Below are 25,123 nucleotides of genomic sequence, written 5' to 3' on the forward strand. Positions count from 1 at the left end.
GTCCTATGCCTTTCGAGCTGGGAAAATCGGAAAAAGGCAAAGAGACAGAAAAACTTTCAAGGAAGAGAATACCGATCATAAAAGTCATAGGGGTTGGGGGAGCGGGTAACAACGCCGTGAACCGCATGGCGAGGATGGGACTGAAGAACGTACAGCTCATAGCTGTGAACACGGACGTGCAGGTTCTGGAAGAAACGGAAGCGGATTTGAAGATTCAAATAGGAGAGCGGAGGACGCGTGGGCTCGGTGCGGGTGGAAACCCGAAGGTTGGGGAAGAAGCCGCCTTGGAGAGTTTGGACAAAATAGAACAGGTACTCAAGGACACCGACATGTTGTTCCTCACGGCGGGTTTCGGTGGCGGTACCGGGACTGGAGCGACCCCTGTGATAGCGGATGTGGCCAAGAAGATGGGAATCCTCACCGTGGCGGTCGTAACCACACCGTTCTACTTCGAAGGTAAAGAACGCTGGCAAACGGCGATAGAAGGATTGCGAAGACTCAAGCCGAGCGTGGACACACTCATCAAGGTGTCGAACAACAAATTGCTTGAAGAATTGCCGCCAGACGTAACCGCAGTTGATGCGTTCGCGGCAGCAGATGAAATGCTCCATCAGGGAGTGAAAGGTATCTCAGAACTCATAACGAAACGGGGCTACATAAACCTTGACTTTGCCGATGTCGAATCGGTCATGAGGAACGCCGGTGTGGCGATGCTCGGGATCGGGATAGGGAAAGGAGCGAACAGGGCGGCTGAGGCAGCGAAGAGAGCCATGACGAGCAAGTTGATGGAGCAGCCTGTGGAGAACGCCAGGGCGATTATACTGAACGTTGCTGCACCCAAAACGGTACAGCTGAGAGAATTGCACTTAGCCGCTTCGATCGTCAGGCAGAGTTGCAGTGAAGACGCGGACGTCAAATTCGGCTTGATCATCGACGACGAACTCAAGGAAGACGAAATGAAGGTGACGGTCATAGCGACGGGTTTCGATCAGGAAGAGAGGATCCTTTTCCCGGAAACGGACATTCCCGCGATATACAGGTTCGGTTTGGAGGATACGATCAATGCCTGAGAAGATCAGATACAGACGTATCGGCGAGGTCCTCCTCGAGAAGGGCATCATCACAAAAGAACAGCTCAACAGGGCTTTGGAACAACAGAAACTGACCAAGAAACCGCTGGGCGAAACACTCGTTGAGCTTGGATACGTGACTTGGGAAGAACTCACGGAGGCCCTCGCGGAGCAGTACAACCTGCCCATACTCAAGGATCCACCCAGGGCGGTTTCAGCGGAAGTTCTGGGCAGCTTGCCTCGAGCCCTGATCGAGGAACTCCGCGTCATTCCCATAGACAAACGTGATGGTCGACTCGTGCTCGTCACAGACACCGTCCACAATTTGAGCAGAATCATGGGAGAAGTCAGGTTCATTACCGGGCAGGAACCGCTGGTTTATCTCACAACCCCCTCGCTGTTCGCGTTCATGTACAAACAGTACATCCACGGTGGGATCGCCGAACTGGCGCAGCAAATTCCGGTCTCTGAGGAACCTGAACCTGAAGTTCTGACCATCGAAGAAACTGAAGAACTGGAGGCAGAACCAGAGGCACCGATCATCAAGATGGTGAACGCCCTCATTCAGAGAGCCGTGCAGATGGAGGCGAGCGACATCCACATAGAACCCTTCAGAAACTATGTCAGGGTGAGGTACAGAATAGATGGTCTTCTCAGAAAAATAGTGGATTATTCCAAAGCCCAGCACAACGCTGTGGTCACGCGAATAAAGATCATGTCGGGACTCGACATATCCGAAAAACGTTTGCCCCAGGATGGAAAGTTCTACATGAACATACAGGGTGAGCAGTACGACTTCCGTGTCTCCACTATGCCATCAGTTCATGGAGAAAAGGTCGTGATGAGGATACTCAAAGTTTCCTCCGCCTACAGACAACTGGAGGAGCTTGGTTTCAGCGAGTACAACTACAAACTCATCTCGAGCCTCCTGACCAGGCCGAACGGCATAATACTCGTGACGGGACCCACCGGAAGTGGAAAATCCACCACACTCGTCGCCATGATAAACAAGCTCAAGGATATCACCGTGAACATCGTGACTGCTGAAGATCCTGTGGAGTACACGATAGACGGGGTGACTCAGTGCCAGGTGAATCCGGAGATAGGCCTGACCTTCGCGAGATTCCTGAGATCGTTCCTGCGGCAGGACCCTGACATCATCATGATCGGTGAGATGAGGGACAAAGAAACCGCGAACCTCGCGATCGAGGCCGCACTCACCGGACACTTAGTGTTGAGCACGCTCCACACCAACAGTGCCGCCGCGGCCGTCGACAGGCTCGTGAACCTCGGTATCGACAGACACCTCCTTTCAACTGCTCTGATCGGGGTGATCAGCCAGAGACTCGTACGAAAGCTCTGTGAGAACTGCAGGGTCAAGGCAGATCTCAGGCCCGAATATCTGCAGATGTGGAAGGAAGTCTTTCCGGACCTTGAACCTGTGGAATACTCCGTTGGACCAGGGTGCACCGCATGCAACGGGGTGGGTTACAGAGGAAGGGTCGCAGTCGGTGAGGTCCTCATAGTCGACAGAGAGATCAAGGATCTGATCGTTTCGGGTGGTGGCGAAAGAGAAATATACGATCTTGCACTGCGTAAAGGTATGCGCCCGATGTTCATAGACGGTTTCGAAAAGGTCTTGAAAGGCATAACGTCCTTCGAAGAAGTGCTCAGGGTGACCTCTTCGATATGAAGTATTTTTCCAGAGATCCAGAAAGCTGGAAAATGAAAGAACGAGAAATCTTGAAGAGAGAACAAGAGAGAACCCAGAAGTACCGCAGACGTGGGTTTTATTTTTTATTGCTCAATCTTGTGGTAGTCTTTCTGTTCTTTTTCGGTATCAGGAGTTATTACGGCCAACTTTCGATCGAAAAGGCCCCGCTGAACCAGATCCTCATACAGTGCGAAGACAGCTACAGTTCGGGATCGCCACTCGACGTCCAAGTCAGGCTCTACAACAACTCGGACAAGCGGAGAGAGGTTACCATCACAGATTTTTCCTTTCAGATCCTCAACTCTCAGAACGAGCAGATTTACAGTTTCAGGCAGAGCCAGCCTGTCCGCGGAGTTCTTGATCCTTTCGTCAGCCGGTTGCTCTTCGATCTGAAGAGAGAGAAGGAAATAACGAACCTTCCTTCCGGAGAATACCTGATCCGGGTGGAGCTCGCTGTGGATGGCAAGAAAGTTTCAGCGGAGAAAAAGTTCCTGAGTGTCGAGAGATACGAACTGATCGTGGAGAACCTCAAAGATTTTTACTTTGTGGGAGAACGGGCCAGACTGAAGGTCAACTTGCTCAATCAGACTTCGCGAACTCAGGATCTCAGAATAGACGCTTTCAGCGCGAGCTTGAAGCAGGATGGCAGGCTCGTCTGGCAGAGTGCCGTCCAGGTCAAACCGTTGTGGCAGAACGTCAGGGTCGGTGAGCTGGTCGAGCTGGCGGACGTTGAAGTTCCTTTCGACAGAGAAGGTGTGTACTCCATCCAGTTCGACTGCGTCGTGAACGGTTCGATGAACTCTCTGGTCCTGCCAGTGGCGTGCGTGAGCAGTTCGGAAAGGAACTTGAGAAAGGTCAAGATCTACACCGACGCTCCAAAGCTTGCCAGTTTGAAAAGTTCGCTGGAATTCTCCGTTTATCTTCTGAACGATACGAAAGACAACGTCTATCTCGAAGTCGAAGAAATAGCTGTTTCACTCTTACCATCCTCACTGGACGTTAGAAAGGGGCCAACGAGGATGTGGCTGACGCCGTATTCGAAGTACGAGATCTTCAAGTTCTACCCTTACAGCGCCGCTGCCATAACACAGCCCGGTACCTACAAGCTCTTGGTGAAAGTAGCCACGAAAAACGATCGGCTGGACTTTGAAACCACCATGCAGATCGGCGAGTAGAATATCATTGGAGGTGCTTCTTCATAGAGGTCCACACACTTGAAAGACTCGATTACGACAAATTTCTCTCGTTACTCTCGTCCTACGCGGTGACACAGCTTGGGAAAAAACTCGTGCGCGCTCTGAAACCAAAAAAGGATCCAACACACGAGTTGAAGTTTGTGGAGGAAGCCATAGAGCTGATCAAATCGTCGCACAACCTGCTGCCCAGCAACGTACAGAGCGCGGACGTGGAAGACGTGCTCGATAGACTCAACGCTGGTTCTGTTCTCGAGCCACAACAGCTTTTGAGACTGGCGGACGCCATCGCCGTGACGAAGGTTTTGAAAGAGAGGCTCGAAAGACTTCCGGACCGATTCACGATGAAAGAATTAGCCCGAAGTGTTGAACCAGCCACGGACCTCGTTGCAAAGATCCACGGATGTATCGATCCGAACGGACTGATCAAAGACGAGGCCTCTGAAAAGCTGAAGGAGATAAGGCAGCAAATCAGGAGTTCTCTGGAAGAGATAAGGAAAAGAAGCGATGCCTTCATCAAGATGAACAGGACGTTTCTTCAAGATCCCATCTGCGTTCTGAAAGATGGAAGACACGTGTTTCCTATCAAGGCGAGTCACAGAGGGCAGGTCAGAGGCATAGTCCATGGCGTTTCGGCTTCGTCCGCCACCTGCTTCGTCGAGCCGGACGAATTCGTGCCTCTGAACAACAAACTGTACGAGCTCAAAGAGGAGGAAACGAAGGAGATAAACAGAATTCTGAGAGAACTGACCGGCCTCGTGAGGCAGAACCTGAAACGCATAGAAGAAGGTCTCAACTTCGTCGCGACGATAGATTCCATTCATGCGAGAGCCTCGTTCGCGGTTGATTACGGAGCCATCGTGGTCTATCCGTCCTCACGAAGGATAGTGCATCTGGTTCAGGCAAGACATCCGTTGCTCGACCGTTCGAGGGTGGTACCCATAGACCTTTCGCTCCCAGTAAACAAATCCGGTCTCATCTTGACGGGTCCCAACACCGGTGGTAAAACGGTTTCACTGAAAACTGTGGGTTTGTTCTGCTGCATGATGAAAGCTGCCATACCTCTACCTTGCGCGCACGGTACGGAGATATTTGGATTCGACAGCGTGTTCGTCGACGTTGGAGACGAGCAGAGCATCGAGCAGAACCTCAGCACCTTTTCATCACACCTGCGAAACATAATACTCGCACTCCAAAGTGCGGATGAAAGCAGTTTGGTCCTGATCGACGAACTCGGTGCCGGCACCGATCCGGTTGAAGGTGCGGCACTGGGCCTCGCCATCATAGAACGTTTGAAACAGATCGGTTGCAAGTTCATCGTGACCACGCACCTCACGCCGATCAAGCTCCGCGCCGTGAACGACGAGAGCCTGGTCAGTGCTTCCCTCGAGTTCGATCCTGAAACGTTGAAACCGACTTATCGCATACTCATGGGCGTTGTCGGTGGTTCTCACGCGCTCGAAATAGCGCAAAAACTTGGCCTGGATGGATCTGTTCTACAGATGGCCAGAGATTACCTCGGCAAAGACTACGTCGAGGTAGCCAAGGTCGTGGAAGAGTATCAAAAACAGCTCGTGCTCACCAAGAAGAGGATAGAGGATCTCGAGAAAGAAAGGCTCCAACTGGAAAGGATGAAGCAAGAGTACGAGCAGAAATATCAAGAGCTCAGGCAGAAGAAGATAGAAGAACTCGACAGAGAATTGAAACAGCTGTACGACTACATAAAACAGGCGAAGAAGCAGGTCGACGAAACCATAAGGTCCATAAAGAGCAAGGAGGATCTGGCGAGCTTGAGGAGCGCTTCGAAGCACTTCGAAGACCACGCAGCGAAAGTCAGACAGATACAGTTCGAACAGGAAACGGTTTCAGATTCTCAGATAGACGTTGGAGACACCGTGAGACTGAGAAACGGTGAAGCTGTTGGAAAAGTCGTTGAAAAGAGGGGAGATAGGTACATCGTCGATTTCAATGGTCTGAGGCTCGAGGCGCGCAAGAGGAATTTGGTCAAGGTGGAACAAGTTTCGCAGCAGGAAGAAGTGAGTCCCTCCATCAGTTTCGAGCTGAAAAAACCAGAGATAGATGTGCGGGGCCTAACGGTCGAAGAGGCAGAGCCGCTGGTGGAGAGGTTCATAGACGATCTGTGTCTTTCGGATTTCAAGGTCGGTTACATCATACACGGCAAGGGCACCGGGAGGCTCGCTGTGGGGATCTGGCAGATATTGAGGAGAGATCCCAGGGTGAAGCGCTACAGGTTCGGCACACCGAACGAGGGTGGAACGGGTGTGACGGTGGTCGAGGTATGAAGAGCGTTTTCGCGCTGGACATCGGAACGAGGAAAGTGGCAGGTCTCATAGGAACGTTTGAAGATGAGGTTCTGACCGTTGTCGATTACGAGACGATGGAGCATCCCGTGAGAAGCATGGTGGACGGTCAGATACACGACATCAAGAGTGTCGCGAGGATAATCGAAAAGGTGAAGAAGAACCTCGAGGATCGAAACGATACGGTGCTTGAAGAAGTTGCGGTCGCAGTTGCTGGAAGGTTTCTGAAAACGCAGATTGTGGAAGCCACCATGAAGGTACCAAACCGTCCGATCGACGAGAGGATCCTCAAAGAACTCGAAGCGCGCGCACTGGAAAATGTGAACTTCGCGAGCGATTCGACCACCAAGCTTTACTGCGCAGGTTATTCAGTTCTGGAATACAAGCTGGATGGCTTCTGGATCAAGAATCCTCTCGGACACAGAGGAGAAGAACTCTACACGAAGCTGATCGTTGCGATGTTGCCCAACCAGGTCATAGACGCGATGATCAACGCCTTGCACCTTGCAGGGTTACGGTGTTCTTTCCTAACGCTTGAGCCCATGGCGGCGCTCGAAATAGCGCTGCCCGACGAGCTGAGGTTTCTGAACGTGGCCCTGGTGGACATCGGTGCCGGAACCAGTGACATCGCGATTGCCAAGGCTGGCAGCGTGCTCGGTTACGACATGGTCCCGCTCGCAGGCGATGAGGTGACCGAGGCGATAGCCAGGCACTACCTGCTCGATTTCAAGACAGCAGAAACGCTCAAAAGGAACATCGAATCGTTGCAGGTCATGGAGGTCAGGAACATCACAGGTGAGACCATCCTCGTGGAGAGATCGGAATTCGAAAGAGTCATAGAACCGACCGTCACAGAGATCGCAGAAAGCATAGCCGAGCGCATCGAAGCTCTGAACCTGGGCAATCCGAGTGCGGTTTTACTCGTCGGAGGAGGGGCCAAACTTTCGTCGCTGAGGACGAAACTCGCTGAACGGCTTAAACTACCAAAAGAACGGGTGGCCCTCAAGTCGGTTGAGGAACTGGAAACGGTCAGGTCCATCAAGGAAGGTTTTGTCGGCAGCGAGTACGTGACGCTCGCCGGTATCGCGTACATGAAGGCGAAAGAACTCGGTTCTGTCTACGACGTGGTCCGGCTCAACGGCGAAGACGTGAGGGTTCTGAGGTTGAACAAAAATCCGACCGTTCTGCAGTTGCTCACGCAGGCAGGTTACAGCTTGAAGGAACTCATAGGCGTGGTCCAGCCACCCATCCAGTACAGAGTCAACGGTGAGCAAAAGACGATTCACGGTTTTGTGAAGAAGAAGTTCCGTGTGAAGCTCAACGGCAGAGAATGCACTCTGCACGAGACCCTGAAAACGGGAGACGAAGTTGTGGTGGAACCGGTGGAAATGGACAGCGTGGAGCCTCCAAAACTGAAGGATCTCATCAAACCGATCCGGATCTTCTTCAACGAAAGCGAAGTCTTCCAAACTTTGCCAGAAGTTCGCGTCAACGGTGAGACGGTGGAAGATCTCGAGCGAGTCGTCAGAGATGGTGACGACATCCTGATCGTGTGGCCAGAGAAGGAAGAGATCGAACGACTCCTGCAGGAAAGACTCGGTTCTGTGAGTTGTACCATCGATGGGGAAACGAAGCGGGTGGATAGGTACAGATTGACCCTGCAGAAGATCGAAGAGGGCGAATCGGGAATACTGTACCACTTCGAAGGTAGGGAGACGCGGATAAAAGATCTGCTCCCGGAACCTGGTTCTGTAACGGTGAAGTTCAACGGCAGGGAAGTGAAGATCTTTCAGAAGAATCACATCGTCCTGGTGGATGGCGAGTACGTCAGTTCGGACAGACCGCTCTGGGACGGGATGACGTTGCAACTTCCAAAGTTTGAACCCATCGTGGCCGACGTCCTGGCCAGCGTGGAAATAGATCTGAAGAATTTGAAAGATTACACACTCACACTCAACGGAAAACCTGCCAGCTTTCTCGATCGAATCAAGGATGGGGACGAACTGAACTTCGTTGCCAGATCAAAAGGTCTCGACGAATCCGAAACGCCATCTGAACCTCCCGTTCAGTAGGTCCATCCCGACGAAGAACCTGTCTGTGAAACGCTTGCCTTCAGGCGGTGTTAGAAAGAAGTTCGCGGCAACGTAAATGGATTCGACGACATCGAATCCCTTCAAAAATGGATACATCATTCCGACGCTGAACTCGAGGTTTTCAAAAACGTAGTCGACGAAAACTCCAGCTCCCACGTTCGCTGACCAAGTCGGTGTGGACTCGCCCGTTGTGAAATTACCCAGAGTCGCACTGACCATGGGCCCGAGGGAGAAAGATTCAAAACTGTACAGGCCGACCTTCGCCAGAACTTCAAAGCTGTACATGTCGAACTGAGAGCCACCGAAGATGCCTCCAGCGTCGAAGGTCAGGCCAGTCTCAACGGAAAACCTTCGATCCAGAAAACCTGCAGAGAGATTCCAACCCTGCACTTCAGCCAAACACAGACCGGCAGACACGACGAAATGCGAGGCAAAAGCATGAACGACCAGAGCGAGAACCATAAGCAACAAAAACTTTCTTCTCATCGACCCACCTCACTTTTCGTACGGTACTCCGTCTGCTGCGGGTGGCCGCGTCTTGCCGATGAAGCCCGCGATCACGATCAAAGTGACGATGAACGGGAACATGTTGAACAGCGGCTTTGTCGTGGATGCAACTCTCAGCAAAGGACTGCTTTGAAGCTGGTTAGCGAACGCCTCGGAAAAACCAAACAGCAGGCTCGCCCACATGGCGCCCACCGGGTTCCAGTTGCCCAGTATCATCGCAGCGAGGGCTATGAAGCCTCGCCCACCGGTCATCAGCTCGCGGAAGTTACCCACTTCCCCAACGCTCAAAAACGCCCCACCCAGCGAAGCCATTACACCACTCATCAGAACACCGAAATACCTCACCGCATACACGTTGACACCCAGCGTATCGGCAGCCTCAGGATTTTCTCCCACAGATCTCATCCTCAGTCCGAGCTTGGTCTTGTATATGATGAACCAGGCGATCGCCACGGAGGCGAAGGCCATGTAAATCATCGGGCTCAGCTCTCCAATGGACTGCGCTAAAAACCTGTTCTTCATCAATAAAGGAATCCTGACCTCCGGAATCTTGCCCACGATGTCGGTCTGACCTGGCCTGCCGAATATGGGTTCCATCAAAAAACCCGTAATTCCCTGTGCCAGCAGTATCAGCGCGGTACCGGAGACTATCTGGTTTCCCCTCCAGGTTATGCTCGCCCACGCGTGCAACCACGCCATTCCCAGCCCCACCAAGACGGCGAAGAGCACACCGATCCATGCGTTGCCCGTGAGCCAGGTGAAGACGACCGAGACGAAGGCACCCATGAGCATGATGCCTTCCAGAGCGATGTTCACAACACCCGTTATTTCGCTGAAAACTCCCCCCAGGGAAGCGAAGATCAGGGGTGTGGCAGCCGTCAGCGTGAGCTTGTAGAACGCAGGATTGGTGAATATATCTATCAGCGCCAGAAGGAGTCTCATCTGGCCACCTTCTTTCTCAAAAAGATGGTCCTGACGATACGATCGGCCGCAACCAAAAAGATGATGATCGCCTGAACGATCATTATGATGTGCTTTGGAACCCCTATGAACTGCATCTCGTTCGAGCCGTTCCGGAGCGCACCCATGAGCAGAGCGGCGAAGATGATTCCTATGGGATTGTTCTGACCTATCAACGCTATGGAAATACCATCGAAGCCTTTCCCACCAGAGAGCGTCCCCAGAAATCTGTGATGGACTCCCATGACTTCCAGCGTGCCTGCGAGGCCTGCCAGTGCACCGCTTATCGCCATGGCGAGGACTATGTTCTGCGCGAGTTTTATCCCTCCGTACTCGGCAGCGTAGGGATTGAAGCCCGCGGCTTTCAATTCGTATCCCTTGCTGGTCTTATCGAGCAGTATTTTGACCAGGATGGCAGCGACCACGGCGATTATGATGCCACTTGTGAGTTCGGTCGCCTGAACCACCATCAAAGGCGGTAGCTTCGTGCTGGATGCGATCTCTGGACTTTTCGGTGTCCCAAAACCCACACCCATCGGCACGGTGACGACGTAGCTGGAAAGATAATCCGCTATCCAGTTCAGCATGATCGTGGTGACCACTTCGTGAGCGCCCGTTTTCGCCTTCAAGAAACCTGCGATCGAAGCGTAGCCAGCACCTGCGAGCATACCGACGAGCATCGTCAGGGGGATCGCTATGACGGCTGGAATAGAACCTGCGTTGATGGCGAAGGCTGTCGCCGCCATCGCACCGACGATCATTTGACCTTCGGCACCTATGTTGAAAAGACCAGCTCTGAAGCCGAATCCAACCGCAAGACCAGTCAGAATCAGCGGAGTTGTCTTAACGATGGTGGAAGCTATGGCCAGTTTAGAGCCGAAGGCACCCTTGAAGAGCGCCGCATAGGCAGTTATGGGGTTTTTACCTATCATCAGGATCACGAAAGACGCGATGATCAGCGCCACGAGCACCGAAAGTACCGGTACGAGGAATGACCAGAGCCTCTGGTTCAAGCCACACGCCCCCTGATCTCTTCCAGTCTGTGTCCGGCCATCATGAGACCTATCTCCTCGATCGTGACGGAACCTGGTTCCACCTCTCCCATGATCTGACCGTTGTACATCACCGCAATCCGGTCGGCCAGCGACAGGACTTCATCGAGCTCCATCGAGACGAGCAGAACGGCGACGTTAGAATCCCTGAGTTGAAGGAGCGTTCTGTGGACGAACTCCGTCGCGCCAACGTCCAAACCTCTCGTGGGTTGAGAAACTATCATGAGCTTCGGTTCCAGGCCAATTTCCCTCGCGATCACTATCTTCTGTTGGTTGCCGCCTGAAAAATTGCCCCCAAGCATTCTCACGTTGTTGGGTCGAACGTCGAATCTTTTGAACAGTTCTTCTGCGAAGCTGAGAATTTTCCTGTGAACTAGAAATTCACCGTTCGCAAACGGTGACCTGCAATGTCTGCCGAGGATCACGTTGTAGTACGCGGGAAACTGAAGTATGAGGCCGTACTTGTGTCTGTCTTCCGGAATGTGACCCATGCCCATTTCCCTGAGTTCTCTCGGCGTCGCGTGGGTGACGTCCTTTCCAAGGAAATACACCTTGCCGGAGACAGGTTTTCTCAAACCTGTGAGCGCCTCGATTAGTTCCGTCTGACCGTTGCCCGCCACCCCTGCGATGGCGTAGATCTCTCCAGCTTTGACTTCGAACGACACGCCCTTAACGGCATCCAGGCCCCTGTAATCCTTGACACGGAGATTTTCAACCTTGAGGACCACCTCGCCTGGTTTGGCGGGCGTCTTTTCCACCGTGAAGACGACGTCCCTACCAACCATCAGACGCGCGATCTCTCGAGGACTGGTTTCGTTCTTGTTCAACACGCCGGTGACTTTGCCCTGTCTCATCACCGTGATCCGATCGCTCACCTTCATCACTTCGTTCAGTTTATGTGAAATGAAAATGATCGTTTTCCCACTCTCCTTCAACTTGAACATCGTTTCAAACAGTTCCTCTGTCTCCTGCGGTGTGAGAACGGCAGTAGGTTCGTCCAGTATCAAGATCTCCGCACCCCTGTAGAGCACTTTCAGTATCTCGACTCTCTGCTGCATCCCAACTGGAAGATCTTCTATCTTCGCGTCCGGATCGACGTGGAGACCGTAACGTTTGGAAAGTTCCGCAACCTTTTTCCTCGCAGCCTTGAGATCGAAGAGAAAACCGAAACCAGTTTCAGAACCGAGCACAACGTTCTCGGCCACAGTCAGGTTGTTCACCAGCATGAAGTGCTGATGCACCATTCCGATACCCATCGCTATCGCGTCACGAGGACTTTTGAAGCTGACCTTCTTGCCAAAAATACGTATCTCGCCGGAATCTGGTTTCAAGAGACCGTATAGCTGGTTCATGAGTGTGGTCTTTCCCGCCCCGTTTTCCCCCACAATCGCGTGTATCTCTCCTTTATACACTGTCAAATCCACGTGGTCGTTCGCAACCACCTGTGGAAATTTCTTCACTATCTGGATCATCTCCACTGCCTTTTCCACGCTTTCAACCTCTCTTTGAACAAGGGGCGCCGAGCGGCGCCCCATTTTTTCAGAACGGGAACGATATGGCGGGAACCTGGAACGCCTTGAGTGCGTCTTCCGTGTCTGGAATGACGAGTTTGCCGTCCTTTATCAGTTTCGTGAGGTATTCGAGCTCGGCGATGACCCTGTTCGGTATCATGCCCTTGGTGTACTTCATCGGGCTCACGCCGGCACCATTTTCCTTGACGCCGAGAACTTTCAAGCCGCCTTCGAACGTGCCTTCCCACGCTGCTTTAACGCCGTAGTAGGCTGCCATAGAGATTCCCTTCATCGCGCTGCAGAGCACGGCACCCGGAGCCATGTAATCCTGATCGACGTCCACACCGATCGCGAAGAATCCTTTGCCGTTCTTCGTGACGTAGTCGATGATGTCGACCAGCCTGTCAGAACCCACGAGTGCGACCATCTTCTCCTTCGCGGCTTCGATACCACCGTTACCGCAGGCACCGGCCGCCAGGAAGACGATGTCCGCACCCTGAGCGTACTGTGCCATCGTGAGGTCCTTACCCTTCTTAGGATCTTCGAAGTCGTTGGTGTAACCCCTCAAGATCTCAACCTTTTTCTTGTGTAGTGTGGAGTAAATCTTGGCACCGGCTTCATAACCGTAACGGAACCTTTCGACCGGTGGGATCGGAATACCTCCAACGAAACCGATCTTTCCGGTGGCAGTCATGGCCGCAGCGATGTAACCGGCGTAGAAACCTGCATGTTCCTCCTTGAATATGTAGCACAGCACGTTCGGTAAGCTCTCTCCCTCAGGTGGCACGATGTCGATTCCGACAAAATACACGTTCGGGAACTGCTTGGCAACCTTGAACAGCGCGTCCGTCATCATGAATCCCACTGCGAAGACCACGTCCGCTTCCTGTGCTGCCCTGGTGAGGTTGGGTATGTAGTCTGCCTGCTCGTAGGATTGAATGACCTTGGCCTCTGCTTTGATCTCTTTCGCTGCCGTTATGATGCCTTCCCATGTTCCATCGTTGAAGGACTTGTCACCCAGACCTCCAACGTCTGTGACCATGATGACTTTGAACGCCATGGCGAAGACCGCGAGCGCGACGATCAGAAACAACGCGATCAACCTTTTCATACCGACTCCCCCCTTCTGAAGAGTTTGAAAACGTTGATGACAACCAGAAAGATAGCCGTCAGGAAGAGCAACGGATTGACGAACGAACGTGTCTGCAATATCAGCACTGGTGATGTTTGTTCCACGATCAGGATCAACTTATGACTGCTCAACCACGCCCAGATAGAACCGATCAGGAGAATCACAGACGGTCCGAGAGATATCTTAGGACTCAGGAAGAAACCTGTCAAGAAGACGAGTAAGAGAACCAGAAGGACCGAAAGCGAGTATCTGTTGTTGAAAACGTTGATGTGTGGTGGCCGTACATCTTTTGAAGCTTGAAAAATTTCCTGATCGAACGTTGGTAAAAGATCGGAGAGAATGGGATACTTCACACCGAACAGATCCTGCACGTGTTGTCTGAACTCATCTCTGAGCTTTGGCGCAGAGTAGCTTACCAACCTCTTACTGTATTTGAGTAGCGCATCGAGGTCTTTCCTGAAACTTCTCATGCGTGACTCCTCGTCGAGCAGGTAAAACCTCAGGGTGCTGGACAGAGGTTGAAATTCTCCCAGCCTCGCACTGGCGTTGCTGTAGCTGAAAAAGTTCGAACGGTCGTTGAAAAAGACGGCGTGTCTCGGCGTCAGGACGATCTCCGTTATGACTCCTTTCGAATTGAGACTGCTGAGTCTTTCGACGAGGTCATCGATCACGGCCTTCGTGTCTTCCAGACTGGTGTACATGGTTGATGACAGACGTCTGACGTAATAAACCACTCGCGAAAGTTCGTCGACGTACAGCTCTCGCTTCAGAAGATCGTAGTACTTCGACTCGAGGAAACTTTCCTGTCTGTCCATAGACAGCTCCTCACATCGTGGAACCAACGGTACGATGAGAGATAACACTATCAAAGCTATGGAAACGATCTCAAACAACTTCGAACGTCTTTTGGGTAATCTGAGAATCGCAAACGCAAGACCCAGAAGCAGGACCAAACCGTAGGCCATAGACTCGTACCGTGATGTGGGGTCGAAGAGGAAGAAAAGGTAAACGGATTCGAAGACCAAGATGCCGCTCAACGCGATATTTCGAATCTTCGAATATCTGAACGTCACCAGTAGTACCAAAGCATAAACGACGAACCTCAACCACCAGTAGTTCCTCGTGTTCGGTGTCAGTTTCTGAACCATCTGTGCCATGCTCGCTTGAAGACTCGTGATCGGTTTGACGATGTCTCTTGCCACGAAAGCCGATTCTCTGTTTATGTGCGCCACAACCCTTGCAGGGTCTTTCTGTATGTTTTCGAACGCCCTGCTCACGGCTTGATCGAGTATTGCTTGAATGCTTGGATCCTCATAGAACTGCGTTAAATCCGAAAGATGCTTCAGATCGGCTGGGGGAGTGAAAACGTAGTCCGAGAGTTCGAGTTGAAATCTCTGTTGAACGTTCACCGGCGGCCTTTCATTCGTGAGCCCCAGCTGGTAAGCTATGATCCACGAGAAGAACGTTCTCGCTTCCCTGCTCACCACATCTCTGTACCGGGTGAAGAAATCTATGAAAGAAGCGTTCTTCATCACCTGATCGGCAGCCAGGCGTGTCTTCGACAGTTTGCTCGAAAGGTACGAAAGGAACAGCGCACCGGCGAGCTGTTCTTCTTCGCTCTCGAAACTGTACGAACTGTAGATCAATCCCAGATAGTATCCAAGATCCGGCGTGGCCTCCCTTTTGTCCACGCTGCCGGCGATCAGGAACCTGTAGAAACGATACAAGGAAAGATGGCGCAGTGACTCTTCCACCTGGATGAGGAACGGATGCTGGATCGAGCCCGATTCGTACTCACGAACCAGCTGCAGATAGAGTTGCAGCGCATCAGGTACCTGGAGAGCTAAAAAGGTCAAAGGCAAAAGTAATACACAGATCAGGAAAATTCTCCTGAGCACACTCCATCCTCCGTACATTCAAAATATAGCACATGAAGGTCGAACGTGAAACACGCAGAGTCCACACTGTCCCATTGGAAATTTTGCTGCTAAAAAGATTCCAATTGAAAAGATGGACATTAACCTTCGGGTTGGGTCACAAATCTAAGAATATGTCCCACGTAAACATGGTAAAATAAAATCAGAAGGGGATAGGGTAAATGAAGGTGTCCCTGTTCGGTGATTTAAGGTTCATGAATGACGATGGGAAAGATTTAGATCCACAATCCATAAGGTCGAGGAAAGCGCGTGATCTGTTGCGATATTTTGTCGTTTTCCACAGGCGGAGGATCCCCAAGGAAGTTTTGTTCGAAACCTTCTGGCCAGACATGGAAGAAAATTACGCCTGTAGAAATCTACAGACAGCGGTATCCATGATTCGAAGGTTTCTCGGAAAAGATCTGCTGACTTACCGTGACGGGACTTACTGCTTCGATGAGAGCAGCGAAGTTTCTGTGGATGCGGAAGAGTTCGAGAAAAAGATCGCAAAAGCGAGATCGTGTGGCAATGTAAAAGACAAAGTTGCGATCCTAAAATGCGCTGTGGACGAATATCTGGACGATGTTCTGATCGAATGTGAGTATGAAGATTGGACTGTGCAGGCACGGGAACATTACAAAGATCTTTTGATCGGAGCACTGCTCGAATTGATCGCGTTCCACGAGGCAGAGAATGAGTATACAGAAGTGTGTAACCTATCGAAAAGGGTGCTGGAGAAGGATCCGTTCAACGAATCGGCGTGTTTGAGTCTCCTCAAAGCTATGGGCGAGCTCGGCCAAAAGCTTGAAGCCATGAATTTTTACAGATCTTTCGCAAAAAGGATGGAGAAGGAGCTCGGTGTGATTCCCTCACAAGAACTCAGAGATTTCTACGAACATCTCCTTGCACAGCGAAAGAGAATCGTGTGGATCATCACCATCGAGACAGATCGAACCGATGAAGTCGTTCAGTATCTGAAAGGAATTGTCAGGGAAGCCGATGAGATCAAGATTTTTTCAAAAGGAAAGCTCGGCGTCTTCATACGCGACGTTGACGATTCCGTCGCGCAATCGATTCAAAAGAGGATAGAATCGGCTTTGAAACGGTGCCCTTCTCACTGCAAAATTTCCCTGAGGATGGCACGCTGAGTTTTGAGTCGTTCTTGAGTTTTTTCTGAGCTCTTTATTACGATTTTCTGAGAGTTTTCATCTAAGCTTTTTTCAAGAGAGAAGGTGACGGCTACGTACAAGTTCAAGTGCATCAACTGTGGGGACGAGAGTTACTCGGCTGCACCGCTGGAGTATCAAAAGTTCCCAAGGTGCGAAAAATGTGGGGGCAAAATACTGAGAGTGTACCCGCCCATGAGACTGGGTGAGATACTGATCGCTTTGGGAATGATAAACGATCTCGACCTTCAGAAGGCTTTGAAGATCCAGAACGATCTGAGCGAGCATCTCGTTATAGGTAAACTTCTCATCAAACTCAAGCTCATCAGCGCAACAGAGCTCGAAAGAGCGCTGAAACTCCAGCGTGACATGATGGGTGGCGCGCCGATTCAGTAGATCGCGTACGGTAGGCCCGTCGAGGGATCCTGGATCAACCTGAAACGGGTGTTGTACACGTACTCTAAGAGTTGCTCGGTCAGCACGCTTTTTGGATGGCCATCGGCGATGATCCTGCCATCTTTCATGATCACGATCCTGTCAGAAAGCCTCACGGCAAAGTTTATCTCGTGGAACGCCGCCAGGATAGTTCTTCCTTCCCCGTGCAACTTCTTCAATATGTTCAGCACTTCGACAGCGTGGCCTGGATCCAGATGCGCCGTTGGCTCATCGAACAGAAGAATAGGTGTGTCTTGCGCGAGGATTCGAGCGATCGAAACGCGCTTTCTCTCGCCAGCGCTCAACTCGTTGAAATATCTGTCGAAATACACGAGTGCGTCGACCTTCGCGAGGGCTTCCTTCGCTTTCTGAAAGTCGAGTTCGTCCCAGGAAGCGAACAAACTGCCTTTGTACGGGAGTCTCCCTGTCAGAACTATCTGACTCACCCGGAACGGGTAGATGGGGTTGAGATCTTCCGTGACGAAACCGATCGTTCTTGCCAGTTTTCTTCTGCTTGTCTTACTCGGCTGCATGTTCCTGACCAGAACGGTACCACTCGTCGGCTTCAACAACCCTGCCACGAGCTTCAGAAGGGTCGTCTTTCCCGATCCGTTCGGCCCTATGAGCGAGACGAACTCACCCTTCTCGATTCGTAGATTTATGGACTTCAGGACGGGTTCATCGGTGTAGCCAAAATCGACGTTGCGCAAGAGTATTTCAACCACGGCCTTCACCCTTCTTTATCAAAACCAGCATCACGGGTACCCCAACGAAGGCCGTCACAACACCTATGGGCATCTCTGAAGGACTCACCACGACCCTCGCGAGTGCATCGCAGACGGCCAAGAAAGACGCACCGATCAAGGCGCTCGAAACGAGTAGAACTCTGTGGTCTGTCCCGAACAATCTTCTGGCCATGTGGGGTGTGATCATACCGACAAAACCTATCACACCAGTTTTTGAAACCACAGAAGCCGTCGCGAGGCTTCCGAGACTGTAGACGATCAGTTTGACCAGTTCGGTGTTCACACCGCTTATCTTCGCGTGGAGCTCCCCTATCGCCATCGCGTTCAGCTGGTAAGACAGTCCGAGCGATACGATGAAGAAAATCACGAAGGAGGCGAGCGGACCAGGCAAATCGTCCCAGCTCACACCGGAAAGACTTCCGAACAACCACACGTAGGCGTGCGTTATGTTCCTGCGTAAAAACATCAGCAACGTGATCGTGGCGGAGTTGAAGAGCACGCTGATCATCACTCCGCTCAGGATCAACTCAACGATGGGTATAGTGCCGTTCTTCTTCGCCAGGACGATGGCTGTCAGCGAGGCAAACATGGCGAAGGCGAAACTCAGCGCTGGCAGTTTGTACAGAATTTCGAAACTGCTCACGGTGGCCAGATATATCGACAGGACCGCTCCGAAGGAGGCGCCGGAGGAGACACCCAGCAGGTAAGGATCCACCAGAGGGTTGCGCAACAAGCCCTGAAACGCGGCTCCCACGGAAGACAGACTCGCCCCGGCTATCAGACCCATGAGTACACGAGGAAGTCTCAAATTCCACAGGATCGGCCTGTACTTCGAAGCTGGATCGATCAGCACCCGGATCGTTTCCACGAAACTCACCTTGACCGATCCGAGTGACAAGCAGAGGAGAACCAGGACCACGAACAGCGACACCAGGGCGAGCCATCTGAACCTTTTCACTTTCGATCACCGTAGAAGTCGTTGTAGAACCTTTCTATGTACGCTATCAGCTGCGGTACCGGTAAGCTCAGCATGTAACCATCGTAAACGTAGATGCGTTTGTTCCTAACAGCTTTCAACGATTTCAGTATCGGATGGTTCGAAATCTTCTCTTTGATCTGCTCCTCAGCGCCTGGCGTGTAATTCGCAACGATGAGGACGTCCGGGTTCTCAGAAACGATGTACTCTAAAGAAATCGGGAGGAACCCGTTCGGACCTGTGAAAGCCGCCGCGATGTTCGCACCACCTGCGAGCGTGATCAGTTCGTTCAAGTAAGAACCCTGACCACAGGTCCAGACCTCCCTAACGTCCGGCCCAGGGATGTCCATCAGATAAACCACTTTGACCCTCCTGTCGAGCGGCACGTTGTAAGCTTTCTTGGCGACGGTCAGGTAGTATTCTTGAAGATCGTTTGCAAGCTTTTTTGCCTTCTCAGGAACACCCATGATCGTGCCCACAAGAACCAGATCGTTCAGAATCTGCTGTACCGTGTTGGCGTTGAGAACCACCGCTGTGAGTCCCTGTTGTTCGAGTTTGGGGACCTCGGGCAGTTGAAAGCCACCGAAGGTGAACACGACGTCTGGTTCCAGACTGAGGATCTTTTCGAGGTTCAGTGGAAAGAGATCTCCGATCCTCTCGGCTTCGAAGTCGTCCCAGTTCGTCACGGCGACGACCCTGTCTTCCAAGCCGAGGTACTGCAGAAACTTTGTGGTGGAGGGTGCGGCGCAAACCACGCGCTCCGGTTTGCGATCGATCGTGACCAGTCTGCCGGCGTCATCAACGATCGTGATGGGGTACGTCAGCACGAGCGAAAGCAATGCGACGAGCAACGTCAGGGTTAGAAACCTTCTCATGGTGACACCTCCCGGCAAAATTTTTCACCACCTTCTCGGTTCCGGAGAAGGTGGTGCGCTCGTCGAAGGGCAGGTCTCCCGGCTCCCGGATCGTCCTACTCCCCACGCCTTCCCGGCTTTCGCCAGTGGCGTTCGTGGGTTTCGTCCCCGGTTACGGTGGCGTCCCCGCGCCGGATTTTCACCGGACTTCCCTTTTAAACCCTTTGGGGTACCCTCCGACGCCTCCGTATGAACTTTCTATCTCATTATACGATGTTCTCACCGGGTGATGTCAACACATCTTGAAAGAACAAAGGGGGCCAGCGGCCCCCGATGGGAACAAGAATGTTCTTCTATCTCATTCTCAGATGATGGCCTTCTGCGTTTCTTTGTCGAACACGTGGATCGTGTTCATGTCGAAGACGAGGTCTATCCTTTCTCCTTCCTTCGCCTTGGTCCTCGGATCGACCCTGGCGACGAGCGTGTCCTCTCCACACGTCACGTGCAAGAGCGTTTCACTACCGAGAGGTTCCACCACATCGACCGTTCCTGTGATGGTGTTCTCAGGTTGCGGCGCCAGAGCGAACAATTTGTCGAAGATGTTCTCCGGCCTGATGCCGAACACGACTTCTTTGTCGATCCATTTCTCCAAGATGGGTTCGTGTTCCTTCACAACCTTGACTTTGAAGCCGCTCGTCTTTATCCAGATCCCACCCTTTTCTGCGATCACGACCGCGTTCAGGAAATTCATGGCGGGGCTTCCGATGAAACCTGCAACGAACATGTTCGCGGGTTTGTTGTAAACTTCGTAGGGTGTCCCTATCTGCTGGACCGTCCCATCCTTCATGACGACGATCTTGTCAGCCATCGTCATCGCTTCAACCTGGTCGTGCGTGACGTATATGATCGTGGCACCGAGCCTGTGGTGCAATTTCTTGAGTTCGCTCCTCATCTGCACCCTCAGTTTCGCGTCGAGGTTTGAGAGTGGCTCGTCGAACAGGAAGACCTTCGGGTTCCTCACGATGGCCCTCCCGACCGCGACACGCTGCCTCTGACCACCGGAGAGCTGTCTGGGCTTCCTGTCCAGAAGATCCTCTATACCCAGAATCCTCGCAGCCTCTCTTACTCTCCTGTCGATTTCATCTTTTGGGAACTTCCTGAGCTTCAAGCCAAAAGCCATGTTCTCGTAAACAGTCATGTGTGGATACAGAGCGTAGTTCTGGAAGACCATCGCGATGTCCCTATCCTTTGGTTCAACGTCGTTGACTACTCTTCCGTCGATCTTTATCGTGCCCTTCGTCACCTCTTCAAGACCCGCGATCATCCTGAGCGTCGTGGTCTTACCGCAACCGGATGGTCCAAGCAGAACAACGAACTCTTTGTCTTCCACAGTCAGCGTAACGTCCCTCACGGCGACGACTTTGTTGTCGAAGATCTTCGTAACGTTCTCGAGCTCCACCTTAGCCATCGACTCACACCTCCTCGATGTCTTCCTGAAAGAGTTCTTTCTGACTCACCGCTCCGTGAACCGAAGGATCACCGATCTCGAGCAGATACAGATCGTAGACTTGCTCTAAGAAGTTCATGATCTTTCTGTAACGCTCGTAGTCCATCACGACGGCCGCCGGTACTCCGTTCTTCGTCACCACGATGTCTTTCTGACGAGCCTTTTTCAACACCTCAGAGAACTTCGCCTTCGCATCGGCAAGGTTGAAGAATTCGAGCTCGTTCCTCACAGCGTTCCTCCCTGACCAGAATTATAGTCAAGTTAACTGAAGATTTCAACCCCCTGTCCGAGCGGAAGTGGTAGCGCTCAAAACTAAGGTATAATACTAAGGAAAACTTCCTGGAGGAGAAATGTCGCCGTGCTGAGCCAGATGTCCTATCACAGGCTCTATTCTCTCCTTTCCAGTTTCATAAGGGAGATAATGAACGCAACGGAACCGGAACTTCTGCTCGATGCGCTGATGAGGATCTTTGAAAGGTTCGTTGACTGTGAACGCATCGTTGTGCTCGACAGAGACTTCAACATCAAGAAAGCGAAGAACGGAACCGTGCAGCTCGACGAGCAACTGAGGATGATGATCCGCTGGGTGGTGGACAGTCATTCTCCCATGTCCCTGCCGCAGGGAGACACGCTGGTGCACATCTTTCCGTTAGTCAAGGCGAACAAAGTACTGGGAGTGCTGATGGCCTGGAGTAAGGACGAAGTAGTTGTGGAGACGTCAGAACTGTTGCGAACCTTTGCCTTTCTTTCCGCGATCGTTCTGGAAAACCTGGAACTGTACTCTTCGCTGCAGGTTCAGCACAGAGCGGTGGAAGAAACGAAGAATTACATGCAGAGAATTCTCGATTCGTTTCCGCAGTTCATAGCTGTGTTCGATGAAGATGCGAGGATCGTGTTTGCGAACAGCGGTTATCTCAAGTTTTCCTTCAGTGAGGAATTCGCTTCTAAGATAGTCCAGCTGGTTCAGAAAACGTTCCTGGCCAATTCTCGTCAAACGCTCGAGGTAGAAGAAGGTTCAAACTTTTACTCGATCGTCGCCGAACCCATAGAGCATGAAGGTCGACCTCAGGTGCTGCTGGTCATCGCGGACGTGACGAACACGAAAGAAGTGGAAAGGCTCAAAGCGATAGACCAGCTGAAAACGGAGTTCGTGGCGAACATCTCCCACGAATTGAAAACACCGCTCGCAGCGATCAAGGCTTACGCGGAGACGATCCTCACCAGCATGGAAATGCTGGACCAGCAGACCTTGAACGAGTTCGTTCAGATCATATACAGAGAGAGTCAGCACCTGGAATCGATACTCGAAGAGTTGCTCGACTTCTCGAAGCTGGAGCAGAAGACGCTCGTGCTCGAGAAAACCACGTTCGATCTGACGGGATTGGTGAGGGAAACGATGAAATCGCTCGAGGAACTCGCAAGGTCGAAACAGGTCAGGCTGGAACTTCTGACGAGGGAACCTGTCCTGGTGAGGGCGGACCAGAAGCGGTTGAGGCAGGTCGTGATGAACCTTCTGAGCAACGGTGTGAAGTATTCCAAGGAGAACGAGAGCGACAGATACGTCAGGGTGAAAATAGAAAGGAAGGACGATAAAGTGTTGCTGGAGGTTTCGGACAACGGCATAGGGATACCGAAAGAGTACCATCAAAAGGTGTTCGAAAGGTTCTTCAGGTTGGGAACCGTTATGGACTACAGAGTGGAGGGAACTGGGTTGGGACTGACGATAGCCAAACAGATCGTGGAACTGCACGGAGGACGCATATGGCTGGAGAGCGAGCCAGGTGTTGGAACCACGGTGTACGTCGAATTACCCGCGGGGGTTGAACGATGAAACTGGAAGAGATCATCACGCGAATAGAAGAGCTTCCAACGCCCGATCCGGTTGTTCAAAAGATCATCGCCGTGGCTTCGGATCCCAACGCTTCGGCGAAGGATCTCGCCGATGTGATAAAACTGGATCCGAGCCTGGCCGTACGCATACTGAGACTCGTCAACTCGGCTTACTATGGGCTGCCGAGGAAGATCGCCCAGCTGAGTGAAGCGGTGATGATACTCGGTTTTAAGACTGTCAGAAACCTGGCTCTGAGTGTGTTCACTTACACTTCAGTGGTGAGGAGAAAGAGATCTTCGATAGATCATACTGCGCTCTGGAAACATTTCGTGGGTGTAGCCGTTGCGGCTGAGCTGATGGCACAGTTCGTGGGTTATCCCAACAAAGAAGAGCTCTTCATTTCTGGCCTGCTCCACGACATCGGGAAGGTGACCTTAGAGTTCGTTTCGCCCGAGATGTTCATGGCGGTGGCCAAACTCGCTAAGACGCTGAAAATATCCTTTTTTGAAGCCGAGAAGAAGCTCGATCTTCCAAACCACGCGCTGATCAGCATGAAAACCATCGAACGATGGGGATTACCGGAACTCGTGTCGCACACGTGCGGAGGACACCACACACCAGAAAGTTTCGCAGACAGCTTGTATTCAGATGTGATAAGCATGGTCCACGTGAGCGATTTCTTCGTGAACACAATCAATTATGGAGAGTCATACTCTTATGGTGGATTCGTTCTTTCACCACACGCGCTGAACCTTTTGGGGCTCAAGCCAAGGATGCTCACGAGCTATCTGAAGAAACTGAAAGAAAAGCTCATAACTGCTGACGAATTCCTGAAAATCGAGCAGGAGGCGGTATCATGAGGCCGGATTACAGAAAAGCGATGCTGGAATCGGAAATCGTCAAACTCGTCTCCGAAGCTTTGAGGGAAGCGAAAGACCCAAGGCTCAAGGATCGGATCATCACGGTTTCGCGTGCAGAATTATCTGCCGACAAACGTTTCGTCGATGTGTACATCAGCGCGATGGGAGACGAGGCGGAAAGGAGGGCCCTGGTTGAGTATCTCAACAAGATCAAGGGTTATTTCAGAACCTATCTGGCGAACAATCTGGATCTCTACGTCACTCCACAGGTTCGTTTCAAGGAAGATCCTGGCATAGAGGCGAGCGTGCGCGTTCAGGAACTTCTCAACAAGCTGAAGGAGGAGAAGAAGTGAGCGTATCTGGGATCTTGCTTGTGGACAAACCGAAGGGCCCAACATCTCACGACGTCGTCGAAGAGGTCAGGAAAAAACTGAACCAGAAGCGTGTGGGACACGCGGGAACGCTGGATCCTTTCGCGACGGGTTTGCTCATCGTGGGTGTGGGCAGCGCGACGAGACTGCTCGAGTATCTCATGAGCCATCGCAAGGTGTACAGAGTCCGAATGAGACTCGGTCTCATCACGGATACGTTCGACATAACTGGAAAAATCCAGGAAGAAAGACCGTGTAACGTTACGAAAGAGCAGATCCTCGAAGCGATCAACAGTTTCGTTGGAACGTACGTTCAGATTCCCCCAGCCTATTCGGCGAAGAAGTACAGAGGAGAAAGACTCTACGAGCTCGCGAGACAGGGCAAGATCGTAAGACTACCCCCACGAGAGGTGACGATCTATCGGATAGAGAACGTCGAGATCGAAGATTTTTTCGTCTCGTTCGTCGTTGAAACGAGCCCGGGAACGTACGTTAGATCCTTGTGCATGGACATCGGTTACAAACTCGGCTGTGGTGCCACTGCCGTTGAGCTGAGGAGACTCAGCGTGGGACCCTTCAGGGTTGAGGACGCCGTGGATGTTTACGTGCTCACGCCGGAGGAGCTGGCGAAGCGGTTGATACCCATGTCCAAAGTGTTGGATTTCCCGAAGGTCTGGATCAGTGACGAGGCGACGAAGAAGGTGCTCGATGGAATGAAAATACACTTGAACGACATCGTTCACCACGAACCGTTTGAGAAAGACTCGATCGTGCAGGTTTTCAACAACGATCGTCTCATCTGCCTTGCACGGTCCGAACGGCGCTCGACGTTTTTGAAGACGCTACGAGAACAGGAAAGAAACGAAGCGATCCTGAAACCGTTCAAGGTGTTCAAGGAGAACTGAGCC

General features: G+C 51.9%; 22 protein-coding genes and 1 riboswitch. Of the genes, 11 read left to right on the plus strand and 11 right to left on the minus strand.

The features are described from left to right. Window positions 1–5 precede the first annotated feature (5 nt). The 5 genes from ftsZ to TSP01S_RS07985 all read left to right on the plus strand — a co-directional run bounded on the left by ftsZ (window position 6) and on the right by TSP01S_RS07985 (window position 8,370). Entirely contained in the window at window positions 6–1,070 is a 1,065-nt protein-coding gene (ftsZ, locus tag TSP01S_RS07965) for a cell division protein FtsZ (RefSeq protein WP_041077599.1), read from the plus strand. Then, window positions 1,063–2,763: a GspE/PulE family protein gene (locus TSP01S_RS07970; protein WP_041077601.1), complete on the plus strand. Its 1,701-nt coding sequence runs from the start codon at window positions 1,063–1,065 to the stop codon at window positions 2,761–2,763. The genes ftsZ and TSP01S_RS07970 overlap by 8 nt, the downstream gene beginning before the upstream one ends. 107 nt (window positions 2,764–2,870) lie before the next feature. Continuing rightward, window positions 2,871–3,959 (plus strand): hypothetical protein, encoded by a 1,089-nt coding sequence (locus TSP01S_RS07975; RefSeq protein ID WP_144380652.1) that lies wholly within the window; start codon window positions 2,871–2,873, stop codon window positions 3,957–3,959. Between the two features lie 23 nt (window positions 3,960–3,982). Then, window positions 3,983–6,280, plus strand: a complete 2,298-nt coding sequence (locus TSP01S_RS07980) for an endonuclease MutS2 (RefSeq protein ID WP_041077604.1) — start codon at window positions 3,983–3,985, stop codon at window positions 6,278–6,280. After that, window positions 6,277–8,370, plus strand: coding sequence for a cell division protein FtsA (locus TSP01S_RS07985; RefSeq protein ID WP_052463559.1), 2,094 nt, complete (start codon window positions 6,277–6,279; stop codon window positions 8,368–8,370). Before TSP01S_RS07980 ends, TSP01S_RS07985 begins: the two co-directional genes overlap by 4 nt. Here the strand turns inward: TSP01S_RS07985 and TSP01S_RS07990 are convergent. The 6 genes from TSP01S_RS07990 to TSP01S_RS08015 are packed head-to-tail and all read right to left on the minus strand — an operon-like array spanning window position 8,320 to window position 15,451. Next, complete coding sequence (locus TSP01S_RS07990; RefSeq protein WP_041077606.1) at window positions 8,320–8,877, minus strand: hypothetical protein; 558 nt, start codon at window positions 8,875–8,877, stop codon at window positions 8,320–8,322. The genes TSP01S_RS07985 and TSP01S_RS07990 overlap by 51 nt on opposite strands. Window positions 8,878–8,886: 9 nt before the next feature. Continuing rightward, entirely contained in the window at window positions 8,887–9,840 is a 954-nt protein-coding gene (locus TSP01S_RS07995; protein WP_041077608.1) for an ABC transporter permease, read from the minus strand. Next, on the minus strand, window positions 9,837–10,871 hold the full coding sequence (locus tag TSP01S_RS08000; RefSeq protein WP_041077610.1) for an ABC transporter permease: 1,035 nt from the start codon (window positions 10,869–10,871) through the stop codon (window positions 9,837–9,839). The genes TSP01S_RS07995 and TSP01S_RS08000 overlap by 4 nt, the downstream gene beginning before the upstream one ends. Next, the gene (locus TSP01S_RS08005; RefSeq protein ID WP_041077611.1) at window positions 10,868–12,400 is read right to left on the minus strand and encodes an ABC transporter ATP-binding protein; all 1,533 of its coding nucleotides are present in this window, start codon (window positions 12,398–12,400) and stop codon (window positions 10,868–10,870) included. Before TSP01S_RS08005 ends, TSP01S_RS08000 begins: the two co-directional genes overlap by 4 nt. A gap of 49 nt (window positions 12,401–12,449) precedes the next feature. Then, the gene (locus TSP01S_RS08010) at window positions 12,450–13,532 is read right to left on the minus strand and encodes a BMP family lipoprotein (RefSeq protein ID WP_041077612.1); all 1,083 of its coding nucleotides are present in this window, start codon (window positions 13,530–13,532) and stop codon (window positions 12,450–12,452) included. Beyond that, window positions 13,529–15,451, minus strand: coding sequence for a hypothetical protein (locus tag TSP01S_RS08015; protein ID WP_041077613.1), 1,923 nt, complete (start codon window positions 15,449–15,451; stop codon window positions 13,529–13,531). Before TSP01S_RS08015 ends, TSP01S_RS08010 begins: the two co-directional genes overlap by 4 nt. Before the next feature lie 200 nt (window positions 15,452–15,651). Here TSP01S_RS08015 and TSP01S_RS08020 point away from each other — a divergent pair, with 200 nt between their 5' ends. Together TSP01S_RS08020 and TSP01S_RS08025 are read left to right on the plus strand one after the other, a co-directional pair. After that, window positions 15,652–16,617: an AfsR/SARP family transcriptional regulator gene (locus tag TSP01S_RS08020; RefSeq protein WP_041077614.1), complete on the plus strand. Its 966-nt coding sequence runs from the start codon at window positions 15,652–15,654 to the stop codon at window positions 16,615–16,617. A gap of 84 nt (window positions 16,618–16,701) precedes the next feature. Further along, window positions 16,702–17,031, plus strand: a complete 330-nt coding sequence (locus tag TSP01S_RS08025; protein WP_041077615.1) for an FmdB family zinc ribbon protein — start codon at window positions 16,702–16,704, stop codon at window positions 17,029–17,031. Here the strand turns inward: TSP01S_RS08025 and TSP01S_RS08030 are convergent. From TSP01S_RS08030 to TSP01S_RS08050, 5 genes are all read right to left on the minus strand, one after another. Then, complete coding sequence (locus tag TSP01S_RS08030) at window positions 17,025–17,795, minus strand: ABC transporter ATP-binding protein (RefSeq protein WP_041077616.1); 771 nt, start codon at window positions 17,793–17,795, stop codon at window positions 17,025–17,027. The genes TSP01S_RS08025 and TSP01S_RS08030 overlap by 7 nt on opposite strands. Further along, complete coding sequence (locus TSP01S_RS08035) at window positions 17,788–18,774, minus strand: FecCD family ABC transporter permease (RefSeq protein ID WP_041077617.1); 987 nt, start codon at window positions 18,772–18,774, stop codon at window positions 17,788–17,790. Before TSP01S_RS08035 ends, TSP01S_RS08030 begins: the two co-directional genes overlap by 8 nt. Beyond that, window positions 18,771–19,667 carry an ABC transporter substrate-binding protein gene (locus tag TSP01S_RS08040; RefSeq protein ID WP_082021682.1) on the minus strand — a complete coding sequence of 299 codons (897 nt, stop codon included), beginning with the start codon at window positions 19,665–19,667 and terminating at the stop codon, window positions 18,771–18,773. Before TSP01S_RS08040 ends, TSP01S_RS08035 begins: the two co-directional genes overlap by 4 nt. Before the next feature lie 51 nt (window positions 19,668–19,718). Next, a riboswitch (cobalamin riboswitch) is annotated at window positions 19,719–19,898 on the minus strand. A 112-nt stretch (window positions 19,899–20,010) separates the two neighbouring features. Beyond that, window positions 20,011–21,114 carry an ABC transporter ATP-binding protein gene (locus TSP01S_RS08045; protein ID WP_041077618.1) on the minus strand — a complete coding sequence of 368 codons (1,104 nt, stop codon included), beginning with the start codon at window positions 21,112–21,114 and terminating at the stop codon, window positions 20,011–20,013. A gap of 4 nt (window positions 21,115–21,118) precedes the next feature. Then, entirely contained in the window at window positions 21,119–21,382 is a 264-nt protein-coding gene (locus tag TSP01S_RS08050) for a type II toxin-antitoxin system Phd/YefM family antitoxin (RefSeq protein ID WP_041077619.1), read from the minus strand. A gap of 129 nt (window positions 21,383–21,511) precedes the next feature. On the opposite strand from TSP01S_RS08050, the gene TSP01S_RS08055 reads away from it, so the two are divergent. From TSP01S_RS08055 to truB, 4 genes are read left to right on the plus strand one after another with little or no spacing between them, the layout of a single operon-like run. Then, a complete protein-coding gene (locus tag TSP01S_RS08055; RefSeq protein ID WP_052463560.1) occupies window positions 21,512–22,984 on the plus strand; it encodes an ATP-binding protein in 1,473 nt (490 codons plus the stop codon). Further along, on the plus strand, window positions 22,981–23,844 hold the full coding sequence (locus TSP01S_RS08060; protein ID WP_041077620.1) for an HDOD domain-containing protein: 864 nt from the start codon (window positions 22,981–22,983) through the stop codon (window positions 23,842–23,844). The genes TSP01S_RS08055 and TSP01S_RS08060 overlap by 4 nt, the downstream gene beginning before the upstream one ends. Continuing rightward, the gene (gene rbfA / locus TSP01S_RS08065; protein ID WP_041077621.1) at window positions 23,841–24,197 is read left to right on the plus strand and encodes a 30S ribosome-binding factor RbfA; all 357 of its coding nucleotides are present in this window, start codon (window positions 23,841–23,843) and stop codon (window positions 24,195–24,197) included. The genes TSP01S_RS08060 and rbfA overlap by 4 nt, the downstream gene beginning before the upstream one ends. Further along, window positions 24,194–25,120 (plus strand): tRNA pseudouridine(55) synthase TruB, encoded by a 927-nt coding sequence (gene truB / locus TSP01S_RS08070; protein ID WP_041077623.1) that lies wholly within the window; start codon window positions 24,194–24,196, stop codon window positions 25,118–25,120. Before rbfA ends, truB begins: the two co-directional genes overlap by 4 nt. Window positions 25,121–25,123 lie beyond the last annotated feature (3 nt).

The organism is Thermotoga caldifontis AZM44c09 (assembly GCF_000828655.1).
Taxonomy (GTDB): domain Bacteria; phylum Thermotogota; class Thermotogae; order Thermotogales; family DSM-5069; genus Pseudothermotoga_A; species Pseudothermotoga_A caldifontis.

Coding starts and splice junctions, on each gene's coding strand:
- TSP01S_RS08020 (WP_041077614.1), top strand. CDS start 15,652: ATGAAGGTGTCCCTGTTCGGTGATTTAAGGTTCATGAATGACGATGGG.
- TSP01S_RS08010 (WP_041077612.1), bottom strand. CDS start 13,532: ATGAAAAGGTTGATCGCGTTGTTTCTGATCGTCGCGCTCGCGGTCTTC.
- TSP01S_RS07995 (WP_041077608.1), bottom strand. CDS start 9,840: ATGAGACTCCTTCTGGCGCTGATAGATATATTCACCAATCCTGCGTTC.
- TSP01S_RS07970 (WP_041077601.1), top strand. CDS start 1,063: ATGCCTGAGAAGATCAGATACAGACGTATCGGCGAGGTCCTCCTCGAG.
- TSP01S_RS07985 (WP_052463559.1), top strand. CDS start 6,277: ATGAAGAGCGTTTTCGCGCTGGACATCGGAACGAGGAAAGTGGCAGGT.
- TSP01S_RS07990 (WP_041077606.1), bottom strand. CDS start 8,877: ATGAGAAGAAAGTTTTTGTTGCTTATGGTTCTCGCTCTGGTCGTTCAT.
- TSP01S_RS08060 (WP_041077620.1), top strand. CDS start 22,981: ATGAAACTGGAAGAGATCATCACGCGAATAGAAGAGCTTCCAACGCCC.
- TSP01S_RS08040 (WP_082021682.1), bottom strand. CDS start 19,667: ATGAGAAGGTTTCTAACCCTGACGTTGCTCGTCGCATTGCTTTCGCTC.
- rbfA (WP_041077621.1), top strand. CDS start 23,841: ATGAGGCCGGATTACAGAAAAGCGATGCTGGAATCGGAAATCGTCAAA.
- ftsZ (WP_041077599.1), top strand. CDS start 6: ATGCCTTTCGAGCTGGGAAAATCGGAAAAAGGCAAAGAGACAGAAAAA.
- TSP01S_RS08045 (WP_041077618.1), bottom strand. CDS start 21,114: ATGGCTAAGGTGGAGCTCGAGAACGTTACGAAGATCTTCGACAACAAA.